This is a genomic window from Candidatus Obscuribacterales bacterium (genome assembly GCA_036703605.1).
GTDB lineage: Bacteria > Cyanobacteriota > Cyanobacteriia > RECH01 > RECH01 > RECH01.
Map to the genome: position 1 here is coordinate 1 of DATNRH010000218.1, position 11,300 is coordinate 11,300.

The following is an 11,300-nucleotide window of genomic DNA, read 5'->3' on the forward strand; positions in this document are numbered from 1 at the left end:
ACGTGGCCATTAAAATCCATGCCGCCGCTGGCGTAGGCATAGGATGCGATGGGAAATTCTTGACCAGCGATCGCTCGGTATTGCTCTTCTTCTGATAATCGTGACGACTGCTCGGTGCGCCGCTTCAGAACTGTATCGACCGTGACCCGTAAAAGCTTAACCATATGCTGTCTACGCCCACTAAAGACCCTACTTGCATCATGCCATCATGGCACCACAATACCAAGTAGATGTCCTGATTGGCTGACTCATGTTTCCCCTCATCCCCCATCCCGTTCTCCCACAAGGGTAGAAGGGAAGCAAAGTATAAGAGATCTCAAAGCCCCTCTACCACCCTAGAGGGGTTTGGGGTGAGGGGCTTTGAGGTGTGTTCATCAACCTCACGCTACAAAAAAACGGTGCAGACCTCTGCACCGTTCCCAAACATCATGAAACCCAAGTCGCTAGAAGCGATCGCGCCCCGCTTACTTGTTGGGTTGGGGGGTCATGCGCAGGTAGGGCTTGACTTCGGTTACGCCCTTGGGGAACTGCTTCTTGGCATCTTCCGTGGAGATAGAAGGTACCACGACACAGTCGCCGCCGTCAGTCCAGTTGGCTGGGGTGGCTACCTTGTGGTAGTCGGTTAACTGGAGGGAATCAATTACCCGCAGGATTTCATCAAAGTTGCGACCGGTGCTGGCGGGGTAGGTGAGGGACAACCGCAGCTTTTTGTTGGGGTCGATGATGAACACCGTACGCACGGTCAGTGTATTGCTGGCGTTGGGGTGGATCATGTCATACAGGTCAGACACGGTGCGGTCGGGGTCTGCCAAGATCGGATAGTTGAGGGTCGCGCTTTGGGTTTCTTCAATGTCGCACACCCAACCCTTGTGAGAATCAACGTCATCGACACTCAGGGCGATGGTTTTCACGTTACGCTTGTCAAATTCTGGCTTGAGCTTGGCAACCGTTCCTAACTCGGTGGTGCACACCGGAGTGTAGTCAGCCGGGTGGGAGAAGAGCACAACCCAGCTATCGCCAGCCCAATCGTAAAAGTTAATTTCGCCTTCGGTTGAGGCTTGGGTAAAGTTCGGAACAGTATCACCGAGTCGAAGCGCCATAATTCCTTAGTCCTGTGAATCGAAACTGTAGTACATGCATGACTGACGTCACCAGTGCCTAAAACCTAAGAGCATCTGAAAGCGATCGCGCTTTTAGCTCCTGATTTGAGACATCCTATGTGAACCTATATGCCATGATGCCATAAAACCCCGGTTTTCCGGTCGGAGTTTAGATCTTTTTATATTTTCTTCCTATGACAACCCAAGGGCGATCGCAGGTAAGACTTGCCCTACGGTCTGTTGGGGCAATGTCCTATTCCCCGGCTAGCCGGTGATCATTCGGGTTTTGCTAAGAGGCTGGTCGATGGAAGAGCGATCGCCTTGGGGAGATTGTCTGGCCGGTTGCGGAATCGATAGCATAATGAAAGAGTGTGTTACATAGGTTCACAAACGGCATCATGGCGAGAGACTTACGGGGATTTCTCAATCTCATTGAAGAACGGGGGCAACTGCGCCGCATTAAGGCCCTGGTGGATCCAGACTTGGAAATTGCAGAAATCTCAAATCGGATGCTGCAGTGTGGCGGCCCAGCGTTGCTGTTTGAGAATGTCAAGGGCTCTCCCCATCCAGTGGCTGTGAACACCATGGGCACCGTGGAACGCATCTGCTGGGCCATGAAGATGGAAGCGCCGGAGGAGTTGGAAACTCTGGGCAAAAAGCTAGGGATGCTGCAACAGCCGAAGCCGCCGAAGAAAATTTCCCAGGCGGTGGATTTTGGCAAGGTGCTGTTTGATGTGGTGCGAGCCAAGCCATCTCGGGATCTCTTGCCCGCTTGCCATCAAGTGGTGGTGCAGGGTGAGGATCTCGATCTCAACCAAATTCCCATGATTCGCCCCTATGCCGGGGATGCGGGCAAAATCATCACCCTAGGGCTGGTGATTACCAAGGATTGCGAAACCGGCATTCCCAATGTGGGGGTCTACCGGCTACAGCTTCAGTCGAAAACCACGATGACCGTGCATTGGCTATCGGTGCGGGGCGGCGCTCGGCATCTGCGCAAGGCAGCGGAGCGGGGCAAGAAGCTAGAGGTAGCGATCGCCCTGGGGGTCGATCCGTTGATTATTATGGCGGCGGCGACACCCATTCCGGTGGATTTATCCGAATGGCTGTTTGCCGGGCTCTATGGCGGTTCGGGTGTGCATCTAGCGAAATGTAAAACCGTGGACTTGGAAGTTCCTGCGGATTCAGAGTTTGTCCTAGAAGGCACGATTACCCCTGGCGAAATGTTGCCCGATGGCCCCTTTGGCGACCATATGGGCTACTACGGCGGCGTGGAAGATTCGCCCCTGGTGCGCTTTCAATGCATGACCCACCGGCGCAATCCGGTCTATCTCACCACCTTTAGCGGTCGCCCTCCTAAGGAAGAGGCGATGATGGCGATCGCGCTTAACCGTATCTATACCCCGATCCTGCGGCAGCAAGTCTCGGAAATTGTAGACTTTTTCCTGCCCATGGAAGCCCTCAGCTACAAAGCTGCAATTATTTCCATCGACAAGGCCTATCCGGGGCAAGCTCGCCGCGCCGCCCTGGCCTTTTGGAGCGCTCTACCCCAGTTCACCTACACCAAGTTTGTGATTGTGGTAGACAAGGAGATTAATATCCGCGATCCGCGTCAAGTGGTATGGGCGATCACCTCGAAGGTGGATCCCAGTCGAGACGTGTTCATTTTGCCGGATACGCCCTTTGATACCCTCGACTTTGCCAGCGAGCGCATTGGCTTGGGCGGCCGTATGGGGATCGATGCCACCACCAAAATGCCCCCGGAAACCGATCACGCTTGGGGTGAACCACTGATGTCGGATCCGGAGGTGGCCGCGTTAGTCGATCGCCGTTGGGCAGACTATGGTCTGGGAGATGTGCAGTTTGGCTCGGTGGATCCCAACCTCTTCGGCTACGATATGCCTCGATGATGGTTGCCCCAGTCGGTGACATGGTCAGCATCCCGTGGGCTCAGGAGCGAATCGAAGCTGATGGAACGCTGCCTACGTGCTAGATGTAGCGCAGAATCGGCACCAGCTTGAGGCTATAGGCCGATTCAAAGCTGCTCTTTTTGTTGCCCAAACTCCATAGTTCTAGGGCACAGTCATCCCCGGATTGAGTTGGAGTGAGCAAGAGGTGCAGGGTTTTGATTTCCGGGTGATATTGACATTCCACTTTCTTGATCGCGCCAATTTGGCGGCGATCTAGGGCGACGGCGATGCGCAGGAGGGGGCTGAGTTGCTCGACAATCTGCCGGTGGGTCTTGCTGCCCAGGTTGCGGTAGTTGTCGTGCTTTTTCTTGGGTTCGTTCTTACGGTGGTAGCGGGCTAGGTTGGCGATCGCTTCAATTTCCAATTCGGTGTAGCCCAGCAGTTCTCCGTGGCGGATCAGGTAATAAGAATGTTTATGGTGGGCAGCGTGGCTAATGAAGTGGCCGCTGTTGTGCAAAATTGCCGCAGCCCAGAGCAGCTCCCGTTCGCCTGCGCCCCAGTCATGGAGGCGTCCTTGGGTTTGGTCAAATAAATTGACGGCAAAGTCGGCCACCCGTTCGGCATAGGCCAGGTTGACCTGATACTTTTGGGCCGACCGAAAGACACTGCGCTGCCGCACGGAACTTTGGAAGCGCAGCCGATCTTCAATCAAGCCATGGGTGAGCATCCAATCGACAATCACGCCCTCCCGCAGCGATCGCTCGCAGACGGTAATGTGCTCTTGCTTCAGCAGGGTCATGGCTTCCTGCAGAATCACCGCCCCCGGCAGGATGATTTCTGCCCGCCGGTCGGACAAGCCTGAAAGTTTGAGGCGATCGCTGTAGCTGAGCTTCCGCAAACGCTCTACGATATCCCGCAAGTCTTCTAGGCTAAACTCATAGCCCTGGAGCGGATCGGGCGCTGTTCCCAGATGTTCACAGGCGTGCATGGTGGCGAGGGCTTCAATGGTGCCCGATGTGCCGACCATAATTGGATAGTTGTCGGGCGTAACGTGGGACTGCAGTTCCTCGGTAGATCGTTCCAACATGCCGCGCACAAACGCTTTGAGGCGATAGAAGTCCTCATCTTCAATCGGGTCAGACGTCACGAATTCTGACGTTAACCGGACAGCACCGACTTTGGTACTGCTCAAAAATGCGGCTTCATGGCCGTCCCCTAGAACGAGTTCTGTCGAGCCACCACCAATGTCAATGATGATGTGGGGATGTTGGTTAAACTCCATCGCCGACAGCACGCCTAGGTAGATGCGTCGGGCTTCTTCGGGGCCAGAGATGAGATCAATCGATAATCCCAACTCGGCTTCGACGCGATCGAGAAATTCTCGACCATTGGGTGCTTCACGGACGGCGCTGGTGGCCACGGCCACAATGTCTTCTGCATGACGGCTTTTGGCGATCGCCATACAGCGCTTGAAGGTTTTCATCGCCCGATCCATGGCCTCTGGCGTGAGGTTGCCCGTTTTGGGATCGCGCTCTCCCAGACGCACCATATCTTTTTCGCGGTCGATGATCGTAAACGACGGCAGGTCGGGCTGAATGCGAACCACTGCCATATGAATCGAGTTGGTACCAACATCGATCGCAGCAAGGATGCGGTCTTGCTCAATGACCATAGTGAATGATGAATGAAGGAATGTATATCAGCGGCATGGTTAGTGGGAAGGAGCAACAAGGGTGGGGTACTCGGTTCATAGCCCATCGCTGTTGGACATCAGCGTTGCTGGTCTCACTCTCGTAGACCACCCCAATGTGGGATGAAGTGCCATCATCTTATCGTGCCATGTGAACCGATTTGGGGCGATCGCTGGGAATGACACCCTAGCTCTAGTCTGGATCTTGCTTATAGCGACGGGGATGGTGGCGATCGCCTGGCGGAGCCTGTCGTTGATACCAGCGCTGCCATTCTTTGGAGCTGCGAATGGCGAACCACAGAAGCAATAGGGCAATGATGCCACCCTGTTCAGGGGCATCGAAGGCCAAGAGGACGAGGGTGATGCAAAGAAAATCTTGGACAAAGATCAGCCAGATGGGCGTCCGCCGTAGGCGATAAAACCAACCAACTTGCACAAGCTGTAGCACCAACGCTAACAGACCACCTACAATCCCCAACACGCCGGTTAGGAGGCTGGGTAGTTGAGCTGATCGCGCCACGGCAATCCCAGCGATCGATCCCACCAGCGGACTAAATAAAAGCTGCACAATTTGAATAGCCCGTTGACCCACAGGCTCCTTGGACAGCAGTAGCTCAATCAATGACCAGCTCACCAAGACGCCTAGCACCAAGGAGGGATGAAACTGAGACAAAATAGGTACGTCTGCCCAAAGATTGTCGCTGTAGAGCAGGCCAATGATCAGCAGGGGGAGACCAATTCTGACGCCAGCGGCAGCAGAAACCGATAGAGCAGCGAGAATCTCAATCATGATGGTGGCTACCCTGAAATCTAACCAAACTCATACATCGAGCCCTAGGAACGAGGTCAGCATAGGTTTGTTTCCAGCTCCCATGGCTGATCTGGGAAGGGGCATTGGTGATGATCATCAAGCAACTCATCGTTTGTTCCAGGCCGTCGAACAGGGGGCATGCTTTTCTAGATGGGGATGTATATGGGGTGTGGCTGTGGCTCGTCCGGTTGAGGCCTGTCCTAAAGGTTTGAGCGTCTCCAGGGTTGCTGGAGATCCTAACCCCCATAACAATGTCTCGATCTAGCCTCCCAAGGTTTGCCCCCATGTCCTACCATAAGACACTTGAAGATGAATTCTGTAGGATGAGCGATCGCCGCTATCCTACCAGACATCTATGGACTTGTACTGTTCCTACGCCCCAGGTAGGATTCGAACCTACGGCCGTCTGCTTAGAAGGCAGATGCTCTATCCACTGAGCTACTGGAGCAAATCTTACGACAATCGGTAATCTTCCCAGCCTTTCAACGTGTCTAGACAGATGTCTTAGGCGCTGAGCCACGAGTTACGGCTAACTGGTTACCCTCAACCCAGGGTTTGACGCTCCTTAGATCCTAGGTCAGCCAAAGCCGATATAACCGTTGACCAGGTTCAATACATCAGGCTCGATGGCTCGATCACAAACCTCGTGGTGAGGTAGACGAGCACAGGTGGGAGTAACGGAAGTCATCAACCCTGCGATCGCTCCCGTCAGTATAGTACCAAAATCAACCCCAGACTGCGAGGGCTCATCGAACCATGACCCACCATGACCAAGCGATCGCCTCCCCATCCCCAGAAAAAGGAAGGAGATTCATCCAATGCAGCGAGCAATGCTGAAGTAGCGTAATATCATTTATAAACTGATGACTCGGCTGGATTCTAGATGCACGTGTGATTCACGATGCACTGGGAGTATTGCTTCTAGTCGTTCTAGCGATCGCTAAGCCAGTCTGTTGTAACCTCTATCTACCATCTAATCGTGGGAAATCGCTTCATCGGCGATCGCCAAGTGTTACTCGTGAGTTGTTTCCGTTCTTTGATGCTACACATTCGTGCCGATCTAAGACATCTGCACAGCCGATCCCCGTCCCTGACAGGAGCTAACTGAGCACGTCATGTTTATCTTAAAGAGACAGGATGTTGAAATTTCTGCCATTCAGCACCCCAAGCGGGATCAAAAAATTCCCATCCTTAGCTATCAAGGACAGACTTTTCGGCTCATTAGTGTCTTTAGTGCAGCTCAGGAAGAAGAAGCCAAAGCCTTTTGGCGAGATCTAACGGATAATCGCGGTAAAGCCTGTGTCTTACTAGAAGAACCCGATCGCTATAGCGTATGGGGAAAAGTCCGTCTAGAAAGCCTAGGGAGTGATGCTGGTGGCGGGGATGCTGATACAGACATTGCTCCGGCTATGACCCAGGCCTGTTTGCTCTTGCTGCAAGCGGTTTATATTGATATTGAGGATCTTCTGGGCGATCGCCAAATTGCTTTGTTCCAGAAGGAAATCTCCGCAGTCTTTCAGCAATGGCGGTTTCCCCAGTCGGAGACTCCAGCAGAGATCAATCAACTTTTGACCATTGATCCCTTGGCGTCTTTGCAAATTCCCCCATGGCAAGAACATCATCTCAATACCCTGCTGCAAGAGCTCTATCGTATTGCCAAAGACCACTTTGGTAATGCAACTTTCACAGCCCGCGTGTTAGACGCGTTGCAAGACATGCCCGACGACGATCGCCGTCGATTTTTGGAGTGGCTGAAGCAATCTCCCACAGGGCGAGTGTGGCAATAGCTGTAAAAAACCGGGTCGATAGCCCCCGAGTCGTTTATGATTCATGCAACCCCTCCATGGGCATGAATCCAGCAGGACATGTGCCTCCTTGCCAAGCAAGGGTCATGTATTGTTGACCTACGGCTGCCCAAGAGGGCATTGTTCCAACCACCTGTTATCCGTGATGCCAGTTCATGATCTGCACGAACAGCTCGATGATGAGACGATATGATTCGACATTGGGATACGATATGTGCCTGTTTGTCCTTGTACCTCACCGATCCGAGAGGGTGGTGGATCATAACCCAGATACCCGCACTGATTGAGGAGCAGTCTGTTGACTAGAAAAACCCCTGGCTCGAAGTCTATGCTTTCTGCCCAGGTCGTCGTACTAGCGGCGATTGGATGGGCCTTTATATCCCTGTTATTTTTTCTGCTATTCAGCGACTTCATTCCCACCGAAGGGTTTCCCACGTGGTATGGCATTGTCACCTATATTTTGGAAAATGTAGCCTTCTTGGGAGCTACGCTACTGTGTTTTCGCAACTGGCGTAGCTCTCAGATTGTGAGCGGACGGACGGTGTGGCTCATGCTCGGGCTGGGCATGCTGTCGTTTTTTATCGGGAATTTAATCTTGTTCTACTGGGAAATCGTTCTGGGCAAAGATGCGGATGTATCGCCTGGCGACATTTTCTTCTTGTTGAACTATTTCTTTTTGGGGATCGGGATGTTTTTGGCGGTGATGACCCGTCGTCTAAATCTTTCTATTGCCCAGTGGGGAACGGTGGCAGCCATTGGGGTAGCAGGTGTAATTATTGCTTACTACACATCTGTGGCCGTGCCGGAAGACCTAGCTGGCGGCGATCGCCCCCGTCTACCCACAGTTCCACAGGTGAGTTGGGTTGCTCCCGCCTATGCCACAGCCCCGCCGACTGAGCCAGCGCCCGCCGTGCCGGATGCTGCGCCCCCAGCCGATGTACCTGCCGTGGAGACCGAAGGTGATCCGGCTAGTGATGGAGATGCTCCAGGTTGGGCGATCGCGGCGGAAGCCTTCTTAGCTCCCTATGCTGAGTGGATTGCCCTGCTTTACATTGTGGGCGATATCTTGCTGCTGATTATGGCAGCGATGTTGCTGTTAGCCTTTTGGGGTGGTCGTTTTTCCACCTCTTGGCGATTCATTGCGGCGGCGGCTTTCTCCTTTTATATCGCTGATATTTGGTTCAACTTTGCCATCAGCTACATTCCCAATTACCAAACCGGCGCACTGTTGGAAGTATTTTGGATTTTTAGCGCGGTCTTGGTCAGCATTGGCGCTGCTTTGGAGTACGACTTATCCACCCGTTCTCGCCGCACAACCCGTCGTCGTATGTAGCGCGACAAATCCTCCGCTCAAGGGTGAGTTTCTTTCAAGAATCCCGTACGGATCGAGCAAAGACGCGTTATTCTAGGAAAGCCTCGGCTGTACTAAACGATCCATGCTTGGATCGGTATTGGTAGGGAGCTGCGCAAAGGGCGAATTGCTTGGGAACTGCGGGAGGACAGCAACAACATGGCTCCTAAAAAACTATCGGATGCGGATAAACAGACCATTATTGAGCTGTATCGTCATCCAGATGAATCAACCTCAACGCTGGCCAATCGTTTTGGCGTCAGCAGCAGCACCATTAGCCGCATCGTTAAGCAAGGTCTGCCAAGCGCTGAATATGAAGATCTGGTGCAGCAAAAGCGCAGTGGTCCCCGGTCGGTGATTCAATTTGAGCTATCACCTCCCGTTGATCTCATGCCAGAGGTTGAACCAACGCCAGATCCGCTCCCAGAGCCGACACCAGAATCTGTTGCTAAGCCTGAGATTCCTCGTCCTCGGCGGATACGACCGCGCCTGGAGCCGGCTGTAGCATCTGAGCCTGAAGAGCCTCAAGAGGAAAAGGAGACGCTCGACAAGCCGGTCAAAGATCGCTTAATTTTGCCCAACGTTCGTTCATCTGCGCCTATCCCGTCGGTCGATCGGTTGGATGATGACGAGAAAGGCGATCGCAAGCTGTCAGCCGATCTGGAGGAGGACGACGACGAGGACGACGACGACCTTGATGACCTCGACAATGCTGACTACAGCGACGACGATGACGATGACGATGACGACGACGACGATGGTCATGCTTTTCAAGGGCTATCTGCGGGGGGCGATCGCTTCACCCCTCTGGAGATCCGTCCGCTAATTGAAGCTTCCCTAACCCGGAGTTATTATGTGGTCGTTGATCGCTCCGCTAATCTCATTACCCGTCCTCTCAAAGACTTTGCCGACCTTGGGCAAATTGACGAAGCCGAAACTCGGGAGCGCACCCTGCCGGTGTTTGATAACCATCGTATTGCCCGCCGCTTTTCTCGCCGCACCCAGCGCATTGTTAAGGTGCCCGATGGCAAGGTGTTGCACAAAGTCAGCCGCTATCTCAATGCCAAAGGCATTACTCGCCTCTTTGTAGATGGGCATATCTACGAGGTTTAACGAACGTTGTTACGGGAATCACCGTCACGAGAATCACCATGGGCGCAATGGATGACCATTCTGTTGACAATCAGCCAGACTTCAGTCGATCGGCGGTGCATCGGATTCTCGATGCCAATCTAGACCGAGCAAAGGAAGGTCTGCGTACCATTGAAGAATGGTGCCGGTTTGGTCTGAATGAAGGGACGCTAACGGACGAGTGCAAGCAACTGCGTCAGGAGCTAGCCCGCTGGCACACTCCAGATATTCGGGCTGCCCGCGATACCTTGGCAGATGTGGGAACTGACCTGACCCATGCCCAGGAAGAGCAGCGCCAGAGCATTACCCATCTGCTTCAGGCCAACTTTAGCCGCATCCAAGAAGCTCTGCGGGTGCTGGAAGAATATGGCAAGCTCTACTCCAGCGAGATGGGAGCGGCCTGCAAGAAAATGCGCTATCGGGTGTATACCCTGGATAGCCAACTCACCGGCCAACAGCGCCATCAGCGCTTAGGGCGATCGCCCCTCTATTTGGTGACTTCGCCCCAAGAGAATCTGCTATCGGTGGTGGAAGCGGCTCTGCAAGGCGGTTTGTCTCTGGTGCAATATCGGGATAAAACCGCTGACGATACGACTCGCCTGCAGCGGGGGAAAGACTTGTGTAAGTTATGCCATCGCTATAACGCTCTGTTTATCATGAACGACCGGGTAGATTTAGCCCTAGCGGTGAATGCCGATGGCGTCCACCTGGGTCAACAGGATATTCCCATTGCCCTAGCGCGACAGATTCTGGGGACAAACCGAATTATTGGTCGGTCTACCACGAATCCTGACGAACTGCACCAGGCTATCCAGGACGGTGCCGACTATGTGGGCGTTGGCCCGGTGTATGAAACGCCTACCAAGGCCGGCAAGGCGGCGGCGGGGCTGGGCTATGTACGCTATGCCGCTGAGCATTGCCCGATTCCCTGGTATGCCATCGGCGGTATTGATGCCGACAATCTCACCCATGTGTTGGGGGCTCAGGCTGAGCGGGTGGCCATTGTTCGCGCCATTATGCAGGCGGAGCAACCAACGCTGATCACCCAGTATGTCCTGTCCCAACTGCATCGAGTGCAGATGATGCGGGCGAGTCAGACCCCGGCTGTATCGCCCTAGAGATGCCCTCTTGATGCCTCGCTGCGACCGACTGCATCCCTTAGACGTTCCTACGCTACTTTATGACTTCTGCTTCTGTAACCTTGACGGTGAATGGGGAGACCCAAACCTGTCCACCCCAAACATCGCTCCCCCAGTTTTTAACCTTGATTAGCATGAATCCTCGCTTGGTGGCGGTGGAATATAACGGCGAAATTCTCCATCGTCAGTTTTGGGAGCAGACGCTGATCCAAGAGGGCGATCGCCTCGAAGTGGTCACAATTGTGGGCGGCGGCTAGGTGACTAGTACTCCTACGCGGATGTAACCCGCCTAGGTGCTAAGGCAGGAACCCTTGTGTGTCTTGGACTTCCTTTTCGTTTTTCTGTCTTCATTCTTCTATCTTG

Annotated in this window: 9 protein-coding genes and 1 tRNA gene; 6 read left to right on the top strand and 4 right to left on the bottom strand. The window is 53.6% G+C overall.

Features of this window, described 5'->3' with window-relative positions; genetic code table 11:
• Positions 1 to 464 precede the first annotated feature (464 nt).
• Positions 465 to 1,100: a peroxiredoxin gene (locus V6D20_04600; protein HEY9815073.1), complete on the bottom strand. Its 636-nt coding sequence runs from the start codon at positions 1,098 to 1,100 to the stop codon at positions 465 to 467.
• Between the two features lie 398 nt (positions 1,101 to 1,498).
• Here V6D20_04600 and V6D20_04605 point away from each other — a divergent pair, with 398 nt between their 5' ends.
• A complete protein-coding gene (locus tag V6D20_04605; GenBank protein HEY9815074.1) occupies positions 1,499 to 3,010 on the top strand; it encodes a UbiD family decarboxylase in 1,512 nt (503 codons plus the stop codon).
• A gap of 79 nt (positions 3,011 to 3,089) precedes the next feature.
• Here the strand turns inward: V6D20_04605 and V6D20_04610 are convergent, their stop codons facing one another.
• From V6D20_04610 to V6D20_04620, 3 genes are all read right to left on the bottom strand, one after another.
• Positions 3,090 to 4,682, bottom strand: coding sequence for a Ppx/GppA phosphatase family protein (locus V6D20_04610; protein HEY9815075.1), 1,593 nt, complete (start codon positions 4,680 to 4,682; stop codon positions 3,090 to 3,092).
• A 211-nt stretch (positions 4,683 to 4,893) separates the two neighbouring features.
• The gene (locus tag V6D20_04615; protein HEY9815076.1) at positions 4,894 to 5,490 is read right to left on the bottom strand and encodes a DUF4126 domain-containing protein; all 597 of its coding nucleotides are present in this window, start codon (positions 5,488 to 5,490) and stop codon (positions 4,894 to 4,896) included.
• Between the two features lie 396 nt (positions 5,491 to 5,886).
• A tRNA-Arg gene (locus V6D20_04620) sits at positions 5,887 to 5,959 on the bottom strand.
• Positions 5,960 to 6,626: 667 nt separating this feature from the next.
• Between V6D20_04620 and V6D20_04625 the strand changes: the two genes are divergently transcribed.
• From V6D20_04625 to thiS, 5 genes are all read left to right on the top strand, one after another.
• Positions 6,627 to 7,298 carry an Npun_F0813 family protein gene (locus tag V6D20_04625; GenBank protein HEY9815077.1) on the top strand — a complete coding sequence of 224 codons (672 nt, stop codon included), beginning with the start codon at positions 6,627 to 6,629 and terminating at the stop codon, positions 7,296 to 7,298.
• Between the two features lie 346 nt (positions 7,299 to 7,644).
• Positions 7,645 to 8,649, top strand: coding sequence for a hypothetical protein (locus tag V6D20_04630; GenBank protein ID HEY9815078.1), 1,005 nt, complete (start codon positions 7,645 to 7,647; stop codon positions 8,647 to 8,649).
• A gap of 177 nt (positions 8,650 to 8,826) precedes the next feature.
• Positions 8,827 to 9,780: a helix-turn-helix domain-containing protein gene (locus V6D20_04635; protein ID HEY9815079.1), complete on the top strand. Its 954-nt coding sequence runs from the start codon at positions 8,827 to 8,829 to the stop codon at positions 9,778 to 9,780.
• A 38-nt stretch (positions 9,781 to 9,818) separates the two neighbouring features.
• On the top strand, positions 9,819 to 10,916 hold the full coding sequence (locus tag V6D20_04640; GenBank protein HEY9815080.1) for a thiamine phosphate synthase: 1,098 nt from the start codon (positions 9,819 to 9,821) through the stop codon (positions 10,914 to 10,916).
• A gap of 62 nt (positions 10,917 to 10,978) precedes the next feature.
• Entirely contained in the window at positions 10,979 to 11,194 is a 216-nt protein-coding gene (thiS, locus tag V6D20_04645) for a sulfur carrier protein ThiS (GenBank protein HEY9815081.1), read from the top strand.
• Positions 11,195 to 11,300: the final 106 nt, after the last annotated feature.